The organism is Bacteroidales bacterium (assembly GCA_041671145.1).
Classification (GTDB): Bacteria; Bacteroidota; Bacteroidia; order Bacteroidales; family JAHJDW01; genus JAQUPB01.
Map to the genome: position 1 here is coordinate 23,931 of JBAZBZ010000009.1, position 18,047 is coordinate 41,977.

The window sequence follows — 18,047 nt, forward strand, 5'->3', positions numbered from 1 at the left end:
TTTTTCATATTTTTATGGTCTTTATTTTAAAACCCATTCAGTGAGGTTTGGATGACAAATGAAAAAAATAATATTATTAATATTGCTAATTATTTTTACGGCTTTATTAAAAGCACAAGACCAGCTATATAATCTCATTAATAATTATAGTTTTGAAGATTCTATAAAATGTCCTTATGCACAAGGACAAGTAGAATTTGCTAAACATTGGATTGCACCTGTAACAATTTCATCTCCTGCAGAATATTATAATGGGAATTGTTCTGGTGGATTGGGGGGGGCTTTCAGTACCCCCAATGCAATATGCGGCTACCAAATACCAAAAACAGGAAAAGCTTATATTGGATTTCATGGTGTTGCTCATGCAAAATCAAAAACAAATATAGATAAAGATGCAAGAGAATATATAGAAACACAATTTATAGATTTGCTAAAAATAAATAACAACTATTACATTAACTTCTATATAAGTTTAGCAGATAAGTCAGGTTATGCAATAAGTTCAATGGGTGCACATATTTCGGATACATTAATACATAAAAATTCAGATTATAAGTATTTCCCTTTACCCACCCAAATACAAAACATAAAAGGGAAAATAATAGCCGACACAATAAATTGGACAAAAATAAGTGGAATATATAAGGCACAAGGTGGAGAGCAATATATAACAATAGGTAATTTTAATACAGATAGTTTGTCTGATACGTTATGTATAAACCCAAGTGCATGGCTTTTTGAATCTGCTTATTATTATTTGGATGATGTATCGGTATATGATATAACCGCAGAAGCAGGGCGGGATACGGCAGTATGCGGAATGTTAAAAGACAGTGTTCAGCTTGGTTCTCATGGTTTGAGTTTTTGTAAATACCAGTGGTCTCCGATAGTGGGGCTTGGCAATCCGAATATAGCAACCCCAAAGGCAATGCCAAGTGTAAATACAACTTATACGCTTACAGTTTCGTTTGCAGATACTGTTTTTACAGGCGCGGCAATAGATACAATATATACAAGCGTTACAACGGATACGGTGGTGATAAAAGTTGACAGTTGGCAGTTAGCAGTGAGCAGTAGTAAAAATAATATATGTACTGGTGAAAGTGTAGTGCTTACGGCAAGTGGAGGGGTTTTATATACGTGGAACGGCGGTCAGAGTGCGGAAAATATAACAGTGTCGCCAACAGCAAACACAACATATACAGTAACGGGAACAAATACAGATGGCTGCTCAAATACAACAGAAGTAGTTATAAATGTTAATCAACCCCCCAATATCAATGGTAACGGTAATTTAAGTATATGTAAAGGACAATCTACTGCGTTATCAGCAGATGGATGCAATTCATATATTTGGAGCAACGGAATTAACAATAGTTCAATTATTGTAACTCCAACTAATAGTACAACATATTTTGTTACAGGAAGTGATAATAATGGATGTACAGCAATGGATTCTGTTATTGTAAATGTCATAAATTTACAAAGCCCTGTAATTAACTTAGGAAAAGATACTGCAATTTGTATCGGAGATGAAGTTACAATTCAATTGCCGATTAATGATTACACATATATTTGGCAGGATAGCTCGAAATTAAATTATTATACAGTCAGAGATACGGGGTTGTATATTGTAAGAGCAACCAATATTTGCGGCTCGTTTACAGATTCCATTCATTTCAGAGAAGATAATTGTTATTGCAATGTTGATGTTCCTTCTGCATTTTCTCCTAATGGTGATAGAGAAAATGACATACTTTATCTTCGTGGTAAATGCGTAGAAAATATTAATTTTTATGTTTATAACCGCTGGGGACAAAAGGTTTTTGAATCGCATGACTTGTCTCAGGGATGGGATGGTACTTTCAATGGTAAAAAAATGGATATGGCTGTATTTGTATATTATTTAAGTGCAGAAACTTCTTCAGGTGAAAAAAGGATAATTAAAAAACAAGGAACAATTTCATTAATAAGATAGCAAAAACAATGATTGAATGTTTAAAAAAAATATTTTATTTGTTATTAACAAGTAGTTGCTTTTTATTTGGGTTTAATTGTTATTCTCAGGATATTCATTTCTCGCAGTATTTTTCTTCTCCGCTTTTTTTAAACCCTGCTTTAACAGGGCAATTCAATGGTAATTTTCGTTTTGCATGCAATTATAAAAGCCAATGGGTTGCTGTAGCCAACAACTCTTTTAAAACATTTGCAAATTCAATTGATGCTTCTATATATAAAGATAAACTTTTTATGGGGTTGTCTTTTTTTAATGATAAAGCAGGAGATTCTAAAATGGGTTTAACAGAAGTTAATTTGTCTATTGCAACACGGGTGCCATTAAATAAGAATAATTCTTTAACAGCCGCAATACAAAACGGTGGAGCACAAAGAAGTATTGATTTCAGCAATTTAACTTGGGATAATCAATATGATGGAAATACTTTTAATAAATCCTTACCATCGGGTGAAAAACATAATATCTCTAATTTCAATTATTTTGATTTGTCAGCAGGATTGTGTTTGATTTCTAAAATAAACGACAATGTTAATTTTAATTCAGGGATAGCCGGATTTCATTTAAACAATCCGAAACAATGTTTTATTTATAGTGATAACAAATTACATTCAAAATTAACTATTCATAGCTACATGGAATTTAAACAAAAAAAATCAAATACTACATTAATTCCTTCAATTATTATTCTTAAACAAGGAACTGCTTACGAAACAGATTTAGGGTTTATGATAAAATATAAATTAGGAATGGACTCAAAATATACCGGAGTTAATGTGTCATCAAATCTTACGCTTGGCGGATTCTACAGGATAAATGATGCAGCAATTCTGTACGCACGCCTAATATATAAGAACAATTATTCGATAGGATTAAGTTATGATATAAATGTATCTCCGCTCAATACTGTGAGCAATGCCAAAGGAGGAGGTGAAATTAGTATAATATACATTTTTGAAAAGAAAAATAATTCTGTTAAAACAATATCCTGTTTGTAAATTATTTTTTTACATTGTATATTAATTTCAGAAATGGTTCGTTAAAGATGGGAAGAAATGGAAGATGCATAGAAGCGGTAACTGTAATTAGATAAGACATTATGAATATAACATTAAAAACAAAACATCATGAAAAAGCTAATTTTTACACTAACAATGCTCTTAGTAGCAGCTGGTACTTTCGCACAACTCACTGTTAGTACTAATACCCCCGACACAATTTGTATTGGGAATTCAGCAATTTTAACAGCCAGTGTTTCCGGTGGTACGCAACCTTATTACTATACATGGAGCACAGGCGAAAATTTTTCAGCAATTGCCGTTTCTCCGAGTGTTACTACAACATATACAGTTACTGCAATTGATAAAAATTCTTTAACTGGCACGGCTCAAGCAGTTGTTGCAGTTGTTAATCAACAAGCAGCAATTTGGGCAATAGGAGCAACAATTTGTAATGGTGAATGTGTTAACGTACATACAGGAGGAGTAGAAAAATATACTTGGGATACAGGCGAAACAACAACTTCGCTATTTGTTTGTCCCACTGTAACAACAACATATCGTGTAACAGGCACAAATAAATATGGATGCTGGGGCACTGGCATGTCAGTTGTTTATGTTAATCCGAAGCCAAATATAACTGTTGCGGGAAACACAATTTGTCAGGGATGGTGTATTGATTTATTAGCAAGTGGAGGAAGTACATATACATGGAGTATAGGTGCAATTAGTAACCCTATCAATGTTTGCCCTACAGTTTCGACTACATATTATGTAACAGGAACAGGAATCGGATGCACTAATATTGCACAAGCAGTTGTAACAGTAAATTCCAAACCACAAGTATTTGCAAACTGCGAGACAATAACACAAGGGCAATCAGCAACCTTATGTGCAAGCGGAGCCGACACATATACATGGAGTTTATATTATTCGGGTTATCCTAATGTTGGAACAGGTTCTTGTATCACGGTATCACCAACAACAAACACGGTGTATTATGTAACAGGAATAGATGCGAATGGTTGCACTAATATGACTACGTGTATTGTTACCGTTACTACTGGTATAAATGAAAAAAATGATAATAATATAGGAATAAATATTTTTCCTAATCCTGCAAATAGTAAGTTGACAATCGAAACCCCGCAAACATCAGAAGAAAGCACAATTACAATTTATAACATAAACGGCGAAGAAGTAACAAAACAGCGAACAGCAAATAATAAACAGCAAATAGATATAAGCAATCTTCCACCCGGATTTTATATTATAAAAATTATAAACGAGAAAAAGGTTTGTGTGTGGAAGTTTTTGAAAGAATGAATAAAAAGGAATGATGAATATAATTTCGTTTGCATAGGATGGAAAATAAATTGAAAAATTGAAAATGAAAGAAAATAATTTTTCTTGTTGTCAGGTAATTTCAAAAGATTTGACCATGCTATGAATTGGGATAAAATTAAATTGATAGACCAATATATTCGGAAAAAGAAAACCGGCAATTCAAAAAAAATTGCAAAAAAATTAAAAATTTCCGAAAGAAGTTTTTTCAATTATTTAAAAATAATGAAATCTATGGGAGCAAAAATATATTTCAACAAGAGCAAAAATAGATACTGCTACAAAAGAAAGGTAAAATTTTTTGTTGGTTTCATAAAAACAAAATAAGACCGGTTCAAAGCACTTGCTGAGATTTCAAGTTAATTCGATAAAAAAGCTGATTTTTGTATTTTTGAAAAAAAATATTGATTCTCAACAAAGTTTTTTATCTGAAAAAATACTAAGAATAATGAAAAAAATTATATTATTTATTTTCCTGTGTGTATTGACTGTTACAGTTAAGTCACAAAAAAATAATGAGGGAACTATTTTATTAATTGCAAACTATTCCGGCAAGGTACTATTGGACGGTAATGAGTTAGGAAATAATGAGGCAAATAAACCATTCAAATGCTTCGCTTCGCAAGGAGAACATTACATTCAGGTTCAATGCACAATTAATAATAAAACTGTTGATAAAGGAGAAGCAGTAACCATAGAAAGTGGGAAACAAAAAGTTGTAAAACTCACAGTTGAAGAATCTAATAATGACAAAAGTTTGCAAAGTTCTATAACTGTTGCTGATTTAAATTTTTCAATAGCAGGAACTGTTTCGGTTGTTGCATGGAACCAAGATCATCCAAACCAAGACTATCCTTACCCAACCTTTTATTATGCATTTGAAAAAGGAGACGAAATTTCAATTGATATAATAATGAGCAATAAAAATGGAACAAATTCAATAGTTGTATCAACCTACCCGGCTGGAACTGTGAAATTTTCAAACAAAGCTTTTAATGAATTAAAAGATTTGAAATTTAAAATAAGCGAACGTTCGATATATAGGATTACAGTTGCTACAAATCATGCTTTTGATAGAAATGGATTTATGAAAATTAGACGCACACCAGAAAAATCAGAATCTATAAATTTTAATACAAATGTTTTTAAAGCCAAAGTATATAAAACAGTAGAAGTAGTTAAACAAGAAGACCATTTTATAAATAGTGGAAGAAATGCTATGTTTCAAGGTGGCAAATCAAGAATAGTTATTCCAGTTAAGTTGCCAAAAAATACGGTTGAATGGTATTGCAGGATATCATCATCTCGTGATTCTAAGTTAATCGAAGAAGCAAAAACAAAATCAAAATTAGTTGGAGAATTATCAAATCTGGTTATGAAATTAAGTGGCGTTGGTGCTATTGCTGGGAAAGCAACAAGTATTGCTGTTGAAAATTTATTGCAACCACCGGGAAGCGACTATTGCGACATATACTTGCTGACTCGAGAAAACATTGACAATTTTGAAGCTAAAAATGATGAAAATTGGAAATACATAATATCAGGAACAAGGAAAAATATAAAATCAGGAAATATCAAAATAGATGCTTATACAAATGGGACATATTATTTAGGAATTAAAAATCCAGATTCGGGAATTGGTATTTCCATTTTAATTGAAGTAGTTGCAATAACCATGTCAGAAGAATATGCAATGGAGCAAAAATAAGCTTTATTTGAAAACTTCTAATTAACCAGCCCAAACTCGTTGAAATTTATCGGACATTCGCTGACAATACATCCGAATCCCCCTGTATTCCTCAAAATAACCAATAATACTTCCGAAACGAGCCATTCGTGGCACAGTGTATGACGTATGTGTTTGAAAACGCCCAAATAGAGCGTATTTTCAAATAAATACAGAGTATAAACCAAACCCAATAAAAATGAAAACACAAGCAAAAAAAACCGAAACAAATCCAAAACAAATGGATTTCCAAAAGGAAACCTATTTGATGGTGCCACCATCAACAATAATAGTTGATGAAAAGAAAAACCCCCGACTCGAATACGGAGAGATAGAAGAATTAATGCTTTCCATAGTAGAGAACGGAATCCGTAACCCGCTTAAAGGTTATGAGAAAGATGGAAAAATAATATTGAAAGACGGATTTCGCAGAATGCGGGCAATAAAGCTCGCTTTAGTAAAAGGCAAAAAAATTGAAAGGATACCGCTTATACTCGAAAAGCAACCACTGAATGAAGAAGAACGAACATTGGAATTCATGATTTACAACGATGGTAAACCACTAACAATGCTTGAGCAATCGGAAGTAATAAGGCGACTAATAAACTTCGGATGGAAAGTAACCGACATCGTAAAGAAAACTGGAAAAGCAAGGGGCTACATTGAGAACCTAATTCTTCTGAACCGAACAACAATGAAAGTACACCACCACGTAAAAGAAGGAAAAATAAGTGCAAACGCAGTGGTACAAATAATGCAGGCAGTAAAAGGCGATGCGGAAAAAGCAGCAAGGGAAGTAGAAAATGCAATAACCAAAGCGAAAGAATCGGGCAAAGAAAAAGCCACACCAAAACACGTAGGAACAAAACAGGTAAGAAGCCAGTCCTTCGGAAAGTTCTATAAATGGGCAGAAGAAATCGCCGACACAATCGCAGGAAAGAAAGAAGCAATAAAACAAAGAGAAGAAGTGCTTACAAATCTGCTAGTTTACTTTGAAAACGGAAAGAAGCCAATCAAAGTTGCAGAAGATTATTTTATTGAAAAGAAAAAAGCATAAAGCTAAAGGCAGAAGTCAAAACCAATAGAAGTTTCGCTTTTAAAAAAAAGTGAAACTTCTTTGCTTTTATGCACCACGAGCCAAAATAAAGCCCACTTAGCTTTGATATGTCGAACACATTGCTGTCCTTAGCCAGCAAACAAAAAAACATAAAAACATGAAGAAAACACCGAGCAGCAAGGGCATTCAGAAAGTTAAAGTTGACTATAAAGATTGCGAATTTGGTTTAATCACACTAACATTAAAAGTTGGAAACCAAATAACAGAGATTATTTTTAATGAAGAATATGACCCAATACCGGAACTAATAAAATGGCTTGAAACCATTTGCAACGGAGCAAAAGAAGCTGTATTCCAATTAGAAAAAGAAAATAAAATAAAGTTACTTCGCATCAGTAAAACAGAAAAAGAAGAATACGAAATTACCATAATAGAAAAATCCGAAAAAAATATTTCCCAAATAAAAAGAATTATAAACCCATTGGAACTTGTTAAAGAATTTTACAAAGGATTAAAGAAATTTGCAAAAACAAAAAAATACAGAAAGCACCAATGGGAAAGCGAAACCTACGGAGAATGGTTCAGCAAAATAGCAGATACCGAACAGGAAGAAATTATAAAACTCTTAATTCCATACAAATCAGAAACGCTACAAAAAATGTTACCCGAACCGGGATACTGGAATATACTGTTTGGGAATCAAAATAAAACCGAAACCGGAAATTACTTCCAAATACCAAATGAATATGACAGCCGAACAAGCGAGCAAAAAGAACAATTCTTAAAAGAATGTTTTAATAAGAATATCAACGGACATAAAGGAACACCACTTGGAAACATAAAATCAGAAGTGATTGAAAATTATCTGAAGAAACAATCTTATCCTTTATAATCAGGGTTATTATTTTGCAGTTCAACGATAAGGTTTATTGCATCAAGAAAAGCAAGCTCATCGCTTTGTAATTCCTTTGGCAATTCAATATTCTTACACACTGACTTATAAAACATCATACATTTCTGAAAACCTAAAGTTTGTTTGTGATTTAGTTTCAAATGAAGATAACGCCCTAGCAAACGAGGGTCTGAAGAAGAAGGAACACTGTCGAGTTTTTTAATTTTCTCAATAAAACTTAAAATATTCTTATCCGGTTGTTTTGAGTTCTGCTTAATGAAAGTGAGGAAATCCATATCAAACATTGATTTTTTTAGGAGTGCAAATATAAAATCTTTTTTAGATTTTATACAATAAAACATTTATCGGCTCGTTATAATAATGTGTTTTCTCATAATGTTACAATTTTTAAGGTTAATGAAGAAAGCCATAGCATCAAAAATGTTATGGCTTTTTTGTTATAGTACCAGTATAACTGTCCAGTTAGTTTCTTTCAAAAAGTTCAAAATCGAATAAACCGCTTTCATATATTTCAATGGGAGTACCCTTGAGCCATTCCGAAAAGACACCATATAAAATTTGATAATCAAACATAACAAACTGTCCGCACATCCAATCCTGAAGCATGTCGTCATCAGGCAAATAAATATCAATACCGGTGATTCGGAAAATAGTGCATCGCAATGCTTCTCTGAGAAGACCATCTTTATTGTAATGTGTTTTATCAATAAACTGGTTATTCAGTTCAATTAAATCATTCATTTTTTTATCGTCCCAAACACCGAATTTAAAAGTTCCGATATAAAGAATTCTTCCTTCGCTGATATATTTATCAAAAGGAGTTGCTTTTATTCCGTCCTTTAAAGATTCAACAACATACAAATCATAAACACCCTTATAAGTGAACCATTGAAAAATTCCGGCGTGAGTTAATTTTGCATCTTTTTTATTATAAATAGCCAATGCTCTTTGAAAGAAAGCAATCAGCTTTGCCAAAAATGATTTGCCCTGTACAAGCATTACCATTCCTGTTTTTATATCCTGCTTTTTCATACAAAAAGATTTTAAGTTATTCTATATTATGAATTTTCTTTGCCTGCTCAAACCCCACCCATTTGCCGTTTTCATCAAAACCACGATTGGCAAGTTCTCTGCGTATAAAGTATTTTAAATCGAAATCACCTCTTAACGCTTCAACTAAAAGATTGGTAAATTTTCCGCTGAAGAGATAATTTGGATTCAACTCATCCGACCTGTTTTCGTAATTATCGCCTCTTGAAAATTTTACGCTTGAAATATTTACCCAATCCTTATCTCCATCAAGTAAAAGAGTTTTGTCGCTCACATCAACGATGGTTCTTTCTTTCCCTGAATTATCAAGCACATGAGTGCCTTTGATAATTAAATGCGGATTCTCTGCTTCGTATTTATATGTATCAGTGTAGAGTGAATTTTGGGTGTCCTGTTTTTTATTTTTCTTAATTTGTTTTAAATCTTCTTCCCCCGCTTTAGTTAGCTTTCCACCAAATTCCACCCAAATATCGGCAGGGATTAAATCTCTGACAATAGTATCAAGAGTGGAAGCAAAGCTATATGCTTTGTTTAAATCGCCTTTTTTATATAAGGCAAAAACTTCTTTTAAATCATCATGGTCTTTTTCTGATAAATGTTCAGGTGTTACCCATGAAGGATACTTTGGCTCTTTTTTAGTTTTCATATTTTTTACTCCTGATAATTCTTCATTTTCTTTTTTATTTACTTCTTCAACGTTTTCAAAAATATCCATTTTGCCACCCTGATTAAATCTTCCATACTGCACGGCTTTTCCTTTTTCGGGCACTTCGATAATAACATCGATATCGTGCTGAAATTCATTAGTACCTCTGAACTGCCCTTCCTTCGTGGTCTGAAAGACAAATATAAATGTCTTTCCGGGATAATCAGTCCTTAACTTCTCAATATCCAAAGGCGATAGCTTTAATTTATTTACAGAGTCAATAAAAATAAAATCGTACTTTGAAATGTCATCAGGTAAGAAATCACTAACTATTAAATTAGGATGAGAAACATCTTTATCGTTAAGTTTTTTCTGTAACGTAGCATCAAGTTTTTCTTCTCTTGCAACATACAAAACAGTACCATGATTACGGGCGAGATAACCGGCGAAGTCAACACATAAATATGACTTGCCTGTTTTTGGTAAACCGAAAACCATAACAGAAAACCCACGGCAAGGGTCGCCAATCAGTGAAAGCCATTTATCTTTTAATCCGATTGTTTCAAATTTGAGTTTAGCAAAATCCATGCTGTTCATCATATTGCCATCGGCGTTTTGTTTTTCGGACAATTGCTCCTGAGAATTTTCTGTCTGAATATTTTTTTCAATACCCTGCAAATCAAAAGGAGCAACCTGAGCAGGATCAGAATTATCGCTATCAGTATAATCATAAGTATAAAATTTTTTAATTGCTTCTTTTAATTTTCGCACAGTTTCATCTTTAAGTTGAAATTTCACATAGTGGATTTTCATGTTATTGTAAATGTCAATCAACCCTTGTTGCAGGAAAACAATTTCTTCAGCAAAAGGAGATGACTTACGAATACGCTTATTGATAATATCCGATTGCAGGGTTTCGATTTGTTTCAATAACATTGACTTTGTAACATTCTTGCCATTCCAATAAAGCATCAACCTGAAAAACTTTACTTCAATGCAGTCCTTTTTTTTGAGCTTTTTATTTGACTTCTTTTCAGATGGTGTAGCGATTTTATGAATAATGTCATTTAGCGGAAAAACCTCATGAATGTTCTCTCCGTAGATAGAAGTAACCACGACATTCTCTCCTTCAATATGAGCCGAATAATCATCTGTATTTACTGATTGCTTGAATTTTGGATGTAAAGACAATGTATCGCCCTTTTCAATATATGGAGTAATGAATTTAATAGCGGCTATTTCAGGAGTCAGATGTTTTGTTACACCCTCAAGCGATTTATTTTTAAATTTAGATTTTATAAACTCTTCGAGCTTCTGAAAAGCAATGTTTGCAAGTTCTTTCAACTCTTTATTTTTGTCGCATACATTCCATTTATTACCCATGTCGGTTTTTGTCATCAGCACAAGATGGGCTTTCTTAAGCTCTTCAGGCAGGTTTTCAAAACCCAGCCGTTTTATGTGTTCAAAATAATTCTTCTGCGTTATCATGATTTTAGTTGTTAGTTGTCGGTTATCAGTTGTTAGTTTTTCTTACTTCTTATTTCATGCATCATTTTTTAAAATTCAGTTTCTTCAGATTCAAAGCAAGTTTTTTAATATCTACATCAATAGCAGGTTTGAAAGCATTTATGTTTTTAACATTGTAATTGGTAATCATGAGTTCAGTTTTTACTTTGTCCGTATGTTTTGTAACAGCGACCGATTTGCTGATTTTCTGAACATGCCATTTATACCTGCGTATATATGATTTCAGAATTTCGGAAGGATAACTGCTCAGTAAAAATTTTCCTTTGAGTTTTGAAATCAGAGCAAGAAGGTTTTTATAATCATCTTTTGTATAACCCTTGTAATGCCCCATGTCAGCATTAAAATAGGGAGGGTCGAGATAAAAAAATGTATCCCTGCCATCACAGCGCTGAATAACTTTCAATGCATCATTACATTCAATCTGCACCATCTTTAACCTGTCGGAATAAATTTTAGTAAAACTTTCTCTTTTATGAGACAGAGATTTTTCCTTTGAATTATCACAATTTCCAAATCCCCATGAAGTAATCATTCCTGCAAATCCCTGATTTGTGAGAGTCCAGAAAGCCCATGCTCGTTTCACATCGGAAAACAAATCGGGATTTTCATAAATAACACGGGCTTTCTTGAACAACTCACGAGAGTGCAGTGTAGCTTTGATTTCGTTTTCAAGTTCACTGAATTTCGTTTTAGCAACACGAAAGAAATTAATAACCTCTCCGTTAATATCATTGATGACTTCGATTTCGGAAGGTTGCTTTGCAAAGAATAAAGCACCACCGCCAAAGAATGGCTCGCAGTAAATCTTATGCTGAGGAATAAGTTCGAGCAAATATTTAACAAGCGTTTGTTTGCCTCCGTAATATGTGATTGGTGTTTTCATTTGTTTTTACTAAAATTTAATTGTCTGAGCTTTTTTACCAAAGAAGCAACATCGGTTTTTGAAGTTTTTAATGCATCATAAATATTTTTCTCTGCAATTCTGCAATAATCTTTTTTACCATCAATGCCGATAAAATTTCTTCCAAGTTCAATAGCACGAACACAGGTTGTTCCTGTGCCACAAAAAGGATCTAAAACAATACCGCCAACCGGACAACCTGCAAGAATTGGTTTTGTAATCAGTTCGGAATTGTAAGTTGCAAAATGCTCATCCCTGTTTTGTTTGTTTGAGATGCTCCAGAAATCAGTTACATCACCCGGATTTTTTCCAAGAGGATTTAATTTTATTTTTTTAACAGCAGATTCCTTTTCGTGAATTTTATTATGGCTTCTGTTACCGCCATAAGATTGCATATTGTATTTCACACGAGCGAAAGAACTGTCTTTATACTCATCACGCACAGCATCAAGATTGAAATAATAATTTGTGTTTTTAACAAGGAAGAAAAAATGCTCATACTTTTTGGAAAACCTGTCTGTAACACTTTCGGGCAAAGCATTTGGTTTCGCCCATATAATATCATTGCGTATAATCCAGCCACGTTCAGCACAGCCAACAGCAAATCTGTGAGGAACCAACGACAATGATTTTTTGAAGAGCTTATTTTCTTTATTGTTATTAGCAATAAGCGGAATAAAATCTTTAGCAGTACCTTTTCTGTTATTTAAAGATGGCTTTGAAACAGAATTTCCGCTTCCGTTGCCACTGCCGAAATAAGTATCACCGAGATTAATCCATACAGTTCCCGATGGCTTTAAAATGCGGGAAACTTCATCCATAAACAAAAACAAATGCGAGAGATATTCCTTATAAGTTTTCTCTAATCCCCATTGTCCTTTCCAGCCATAATCACGCAACTGCCAGTATGGAGGTGATGTTATAACGCAATCAATTGAATCATCCGGAAATGATTTTAAAATTGTGATAACATCACCGCAGATTACCTTGTTTATATATGGAAGAATGTTTTTCAACTTTTTGTTTTGTTTAATGAATTTTAAAAAGAGCGTAGAGCGTGGAGCTTAGGGCGTAGAGTAAAGAGCTTAGAGTGTTTTTAAATTGTTCCTTTATTAACCCTCCGCTCCCCGCTCTCTGCCCCCTGCCCTATATATAATTCAGTGTTGCCCTGTTATTCCAAACATTGTCAAAGTTTTTATTTCCGTCAGCCCAGCAGTACGACAGTGTCAGCATATTATTGGTAACTTTAAGAATCGCCCATACTGCAGAAGAAGGCAAAGCGCCTGCGGCAGCATATCCTTTATAAACCACATTAGGAAATGTCTGGTCTTCTCTTGTAGGAAAGCTGAAACGCAAATCAATATTCTGAGTTAAGTTCAGCAGTATATCTTCAGTGATATTCTGCACTGCCTGGAGTTGACTTATTTCAGAGAGCTGATTTGCTTCGGATGCAAATCCCGTGAGATTTGTTTGCAGCATTGCATGAACAGCATCTCTGAGAGCAGCTGCGTTGGCAGTTTGCGGAGCTGTAACATCGGAATAAGTAATAAAAATATTATACAAACTTCCTTCGCCAATGTCGATTTTAAGAATGTTGTCATTTATAACTGAAATTTCAGCTATTTTTTGTTTTACTATATATCGGGCAGAACCATCTGTGATGATTTTTAAACTCGTTCCCGCATTTTGAATTTCTACTGTCATAAAAAAAAGTTTTTAGTTTATAGTTTAAAGTTTACAGTTAGCTTCGAGCTGTGAGCCGTTAGCTTTGAGATATTTTTTTTGCTCGAAGCTCACAGCTCATAGCTTTTTATATTTTCAGCAGCCACGAAACGAATCTGCTGAGCCAGCTTTTCGGACATTGAAGATTTAAAGTGATTTCAATTTTTTTATTTTTCAATCTGCTGATATAGCTTTTCTGTCTGCATGAATGAGAGCAGTATTTTTTGTTTTTTCTGAAAGAGACAAACTCTTTAGAGCAGAATCCGCATTTTTTTATTTCGAATCTTTTTGCTCTTTTTATTTCAAATGGTTTCATAATATTGTTTTTTTAATTATTCGTTATTCATTATTCATTAAACCAAGCCCATGTTGCAACACTGGCGCCGAGAGCGAGCATACCACCAGCAATCAGTTTCCTGCGTGTTGTTCTCTGCAAAGCTCTGAAGTCAATTAAAGTGTAAGTGAATTTGTTTCCGTAAAGCATGCTGTGATGTCCGCACAACAGCATAAACTTTGCAAAGTCATCGCCGTTTTCAAACACCTGACAACCGGCGGAAAAATTATCAACATACTTTGCAGAGCCATGAATCAAAGCACGATGTATGTTTATTCCGAAAACACCTGTTGCTTTGTCATCATTGAAAAAATCGAGATAAGCATCCCTGTCATAATCACGGATAATTGTAACAGGAGCACACTGCACCAATGCCTCATATAAACCGCGATGCAATCCGATTTGATAAGCATTTATATATTGCCCCTGTGCAAGAATAGCTGTTCCTTGTGGCTGCATCGGATTTTCAAGCCAGAACGTTCCGGGGTCTGTGGTTGCTTTGAAAACATAATAATCCCATTTGAGCGTATTAACTTTATAAAAAACATGAATCTCATCATCAAAGCGGTTAGCAATGGTATTAATGTTTCGTATCCCTACGATATTCATTTCGTAAGGACGGGTAAAAATTTTATACCCATAGCTTTTTAATATGGCTCTTATCTTTGAAGTCATCACGCAGCAGGAGATAATTCAGGTTCGTCTTCGTCTTCAATTTTATTTATGTTTTCAATTACAGGAGGCACATAATATCTCAGCCACTCCCTCACATCGAAGCAGGGACATGCTTTGCTGACACCCGGAAAATCACGATGACCGACAATATGAGCTGATTGATGTTTTTCACAAAGCCAAACCAATATGTCGAATAATGTGTGCCTTTGCATATCACTGCGGTTGTCAATAGGTTTTCCATCTTTATCAATGCCTCCGATATAAGCAACATGAATGCTGTCGGCATTATGTCCTGCAACGCCATTGGCGATGAGTTCTTCATCAAGAAGCTGGTCTATGCTTCCGTCACGAAGTATTATGTAATGGTAACCGGGATTTTTCCATCCGAGTTGCTCTCTCCAGTAACGGCAGATTGCGGTTACTGTTGCGTCTGTAGGCGTTGCTGTGCAATGCACCACAATGTTTTTAATTGTTCTCATAAATAATTTACAGAATTAGATTTAACAATAAATGATTGTCCGTTATTTTCAAATGCAGAATATTCTCCTTTCTGTCCTAATTCAATTCCCAAAACAGTATTTTCAGAAACCTTCATGCTCTCTTTAGCACTTTTCCATATTCTTGCAGGGCAGATTGTAATTAAAGTCCTGCCCGGAATTCCTGACAGCGACCATTTGCTGCCATCATATTTTAATCCCATTCGTGAAAATTCCAATCGTATTTTTTGCTTATCACTTTCAGAAGTGAAACTGTCAAGCATTCCATTGACGAGAGTTTTCCTTACCATGCCAAAGCGATATTCCTTAAAAGTTTCGCTAACTGCCGAATAATCTTTTGTTGTTTTCATGCTTTTTAATGACTGCAACACAAGATTTATATTCTTGCTCACAGCAGCATTATAAAGCGTTTGTGCTAATGTCTTCGGCTCAATGGCATTTCCGCTCACTAAAACATTATAAGTGCTCTCATCAATCACTTCAGGAATACCGCTTTTTTTAAGAGCAGAAACTGTCTCATCACCGAAGTCGCCATCGGCACCGTATTTCGGAAGAATAGTTTTTCCGTATTTAGAAATTAAATATTCTTGTAGTGTTTTAACTTTTGCTCCCTTGCTTCCTTTTTTTAGTGGGAAGTCATCATTGCGACTGTTTTTATTTGAAGGAATAACAATATTTTTTTTCGGAGATATTATGCTATTGGAAGAAGGCAAAATATCTTTTTCATTGTTATTGAAATCCGGTATTTCATTTTTCGGCTTAAAAAATTTCTTAACATAGTTCCATCCGAAGAATGTAGCGACACCGGCAGCAGCAGTGCCGAGACCAATTAAAATAAGTTTTTTTCTTTTATTTGTTTCCATATCATATTAAGGTTTAGATTTGATAATGCTCATAAAAGAAGAATATTCGCCTAATTCGGATTCAGAATACAAATCATCGAGAAGTTCATTACCAAAAAGTTTTTTATATATTTTTCCTACTTCTGCAAATGCGGATTGTGTGGGTATTTCCCTAAACACGGATGTGACGGCAGCATCATCTGTTCCAGGTAATCCGAAATAGGTATAATCAAAAGCAGCTTTAAGACGTTTCGCCCATGCGGTGTATTCTGCTTCCATGCTCACAGATTGTCCTTTACGTTCCGGTTTTGAGGCGATGATGTTGAGCATTTCTGTGTATTCTGAACTTTTTAGTTCATCGCTCATATCGGACATCATATTACGATTATAGAGACGCTTGTATGATTGCACTACTTTGTTGAAATCCGTTTTTGATGGTATTTCCTGTAATACGCTTCTAAGCATAGGTTCATCTGTTCCAGGCCAACCATCGTTTTCAAAAGACATTTTTATTTGCTTTGCATAAGTGGCAGAAGAATCACTGTCAAAAGTTTTATTTTCTTCACGATTGGAAACCGCCTTTAAAACAAGCTTGCGTCCCAGCAGAAAACTACCGCCAAATAAAATCAAACCGCTAAATGCGTAAATGATTTTTTCTTTCAGTGATATTTTTTCTTCTGTTTTCATATTAAGTTTTTTATAGCTTAGGGCTTAGGGCAGGGAGCAGAGGGCGGTTTTACTCCTTGCTCTCTGCTCTACGCTTTTACACTCCTAAATACTTCTTTGCCATTGCGGTTTTCACAGGGTCGTTTTTAACAAGCCATGCTAATTTTTCAAGTTCTCTTTCATTCAGTTTTGAAGCAAGCACTGTTAAAGCATTCATTTTGATGTCCGCTTCTTTTTCCGATGATGCCTCAATGGTTATTTTATAATTATACTTTTTCATTGTTTTTTTTGATTTTGAATTTTTGTTTTTATATCAATTTTTAAAAGTTCAGCAACAGGAATAATGTCGGATGTATTCTGTGCAAGATTTTCCATTATTGCCATTACAATGTCCATTTGCTGCTGGTCAAACCTTGATTCTATTTTTTTCAGAATCTGCATATAAACTTTTTCTTCTTCGGAAACTGCATTATCGGATGAAGTTGTTTCCTTTGAAAAAGTAACATTTGCATCTTCTGTTTTCGGAGGAGCATCTTTTTTTCTGTTTGCGGAATCAAATGCACCTGCTAATGCTTTGCCTCCCGGAAATATTGACATGAAATCCTCGTTGCGTACTAATTCGGTTACCGTTCCTGCAAGCGTTGCATCCCAGTTTACTTTATCTTTGTTATCGTCTTTTTCCTTTACTTTCACTTCAAGTGTTTCAATGTATTCTTCCGCTTCCGACAGCATTTCTTTTGTTTTTTCAAGTTCTTTTTTCAGAATATCTGTTTCCCATTTTTCACGTTCTCTTTCGATGTTCTCTTTCATTTTAGTATCGAAATCGAAACCTGACAATGTTTGTTGCTGTGGTTCCTCTTTCAAAAGAAAAGTGTATTTGATATGTCTTGGAGATTTTGCGGAATTACCATAAAGCAGTATTGAAATTTTCTGAGTTCCGTCTTCAATATTATCATAGAGGTTGCTGAACCGAGTGAAATCATTTGTGCGTTTTACAATTTTTAAATTGTCAATTATTATTTCAAAGTATTCAGGGCTGCCAATATCAAACGCTTTTTTGAGATTTTTCTTTATGCGTTCAATTCTTACCGGATCATATTTTTCTATCGTTTCTGTCATTTTAGTTTTCAGTTTT

19 protein-coding genes are annotated in these 18,047 nt (G+C 34.2%); 6 read left to right on the forward strand and 13 right to left on the reverse strand.

What is annotated here, in order from left to right; all coding sequences use genetic code 11:
- Positions 1-58: 58 nt before the first annotated feature.
- From WC223_04990 to WC223_05015, 6 genes are all read left to right on the forward strand, one after another.
- Positions 59-1,978, forward strand: a complete 1,920-nt coding sequence (locus WC223_04990) for a gliding motility-associated C-terminal domain-containing protein (protein MFA6923592.1) — start codon at positions 59-61, stop codon at positions 1,976-1,978.
- Positions 1,979-1,986: 8 nt separating this feature from the next.
- Positions 1,987-3,012: a PorP/SprF family type IX secretion system membrane protein gene (locus WC223_04995; GenBank protein ID MFA6923593.1), complete on the forward strand. Its 1,026-nt coding sequence runs from the start codon at positions 1,987-1,989 to the stop codon at positions 3,010-3,012.
- 129 nt (positions 3,013-3,141) lie between these two features.
- A complete protein-coding gene (locus tag WC223_05000; GenBank protein MFA6923594.1) occupies positions 3,142-4,338 on the forward strand; it encodes a T9SS type A sorting domain-containing protein in 1,197 nt (398 codons plus the stop codon).
- Positions 4,339-4,804: 466 nt separating this feature from the next.
- Positions 4,805-6,064: a hypothetical protein gene (locus WC223_05005; protein ID MFA6923595.1), complete on the forward strand. Its 1,260-nt coding sequence runs from the start codon at positions 4,805-4,807 to the stop codon at positions 6,062-6,064.
- A gap of 217 nt (positions 6,065-6,281) precedes the next feature.
- On the forward strand, positions 6,282-7,139 hold the full coding sequence (locus tag WC223_05010) for a ParB/RepB/Spo0J family partition protein (protein ID MFA6923596.1): 858 nt from the start codon (positions 6,282-6,284) through the stop codon (positions 7,137-7,139).
- Positions 7,140-7,296: 157 nt separating this feature from the next.
- The gene (locus WC223_05015) at positions 7,297-8,031 is read left to right on the forward strand and encodes a hypothetical protein (GenBank protein MFA6923597.1); all 735 of its coding nucleotides are present in this window, start codon (positions 7,297-7,299) and stop codon (positions 8,029-8,031) included.
- Here WC223_05015 and WC223_05020 read toward each other — a convergent pair.
- The 13 genes from WC223_05020 to WC223_05080 all read right to left on the reverse strand — a co-directional run bounded on the left by WC223_05020 (position 8,019) and on the right by WC223_05080 (position 18,031).
- Positions 8,019-8,327 (reverse strand): hypothetical protein, encoded by a 309-nt coding sequence (locus WC223_05020; GenBank protein ID MFA6923598.1) that lies wholly within the window; start codon positions 8,325-8,327, stop codon positions 8,019-8,021. The genes WC223_05015 and WC223_05020 overlap by 13 nt on opposite strands.
- A gap of 187 nt (positions 8,328-8,514) precedes the next feature.
- A complete protein-coding gene (locus WC223_05025; protein ID MFA6923599.1) occupies positions 8,515-9,084 on the reverse strand; it encodes a hypothetical protein in 570 nt (189 codons plus the stop codon).
- A 16-nt stretch (positions 9,085-9,100) separates the two neighbouring features.
- The gene (locus WC223_05030) at positions 9,101-11,236 is read right to left on the reverse strand and encodes a hypothetical protein (protein MFA6923600.1); all 2,136 of its coding nucleotides are present in this window, start codon (positions 11,234-11,236) and stop codon (positions 9,101-9,103) included.
- A 61-nt stretch (positions 11,237-11,297) separates the two neighbouring features.
- Positions 11,298-12,158, reverse strand: a complete 861-nt coding sequence (locus tag WC223_05035) for a DNA adenine methylase (GenBank protein MFA6923601.1) — start codon at positions 12,156-12,158, stop codon at positions 11,298-11,300.
- The gene (locus WC223_05040) at positions 12,155-13,192 is read right to left on the reverse strand and encodes a site-specific DNA-methyltransferase (GenBank protein MFA6923602.1); all 1,038 of its coding nucleotides are present in this window, start codon (positions 13,190-13,192) and stop codon (positions 12,155-12,157) included. Before WC223_05040 ends, WC223_05035 begins: the two co-directional genes overlap by 4 nt.
- A 130-nt stretch (positions 13,193-13,322) precedes the next feature.
- Positions 13,323-13,880 (reverse strand): hypothetical protein, encoded by a 558-nt coding sequence (locus tag WC223_05045; GenBank protein MFA6923603.1) that lies wholly within the window; start codon positions 13,878-13,880, stop codon positions 13,323-13,325.
- A gap of 106 nt (positions 13,881-13,986) precedes the next feature.
- Positions 13,987-14,214, reverse strand: coding sequence for a hypothetical protein (locus tag WC223_05050; protein ID MFA6923604.1), 228 nt, complete (start codon positions 14,212-14,214; stop codon positions 13,987-13,989).
- Positions 14,215-14,244: 30 nt separating this feature from the next.
- The gene (locus WC223_05055) at positions 14,245-14,907 is read right to left on the reverse strand and encodes a hypothetical protein (GenBank protein ID MFA6923605.1); all 663 of its coding nucleotides are present in this window, start codon (positions 14,905-14,907) and stop codon (positions 14,245-14,247) included.
- The gene (locus tag WC223_05060) at positions 14,907-15,386 is read right to left on the reverse strand and encodes an N-acetylmuramoyl-L-alanine amidase (GenBank protein MFA6923606.1); all 480 of its coding nucleotides are present in this window, start codon (positions 15,384-15,386) and stop codon (positions 14,907-14,909) included. Before WC223_05060 ends, WC223_05055 begins: the two co-directional genes overlap by 1 nt.
- Complete coding sequence (locus tag WC223_05065; GenBank protein MFA6923607.1) at positions 15,383-16,267, reverse strand: peptidoglycan-binding domain-containing protein; 885 nt, start codon at positions 16,265-16,267, stop codon at positions 15,383-15,385. Before WC223_05065 ends, WC223_05060 begins: the two co-directional genes overlap by 4 nt.
- Before the next feature lie 6 nt (positions 16,268-16,273).
- Positions 16,274-16,933: a hypothetical protein gene (locus WC223_05070; protein ID MFA6923608.1), complete on the reverse strand. Its 660-nt coding sequence runs from the start codon at positions 16,931-16,933 to the stop codon at positions 16,274-16,276.
- A 76-nt stretch (positions 16,934-17,009) separates the two neighbouring features.
- Positions 17,010-17,192, reverse strand: a complete 183-nt coding sequence (locus WC223_05075) for a hypothetical protein (GenBank protein ID MFA6923609.1) — start codon at positions 17,190-17,192, stop codon at positions 17,010-17,012.
- Positions 17,189-18,031, reverse strand: a complete 843-nt coding sequence (locus WC223_05080) for a hypothetical protein (GenBank protein MFA6923610.1) — start codon at positions 18,029-18,031, stop codon at positions 17,189-17,191. Before WC223_05080 ends, WC223_05075 begins: the two co-directional genes overlap by 4 nt.
- Positions 18,032-18,047 lie beyond the last annotated feature (16 nt).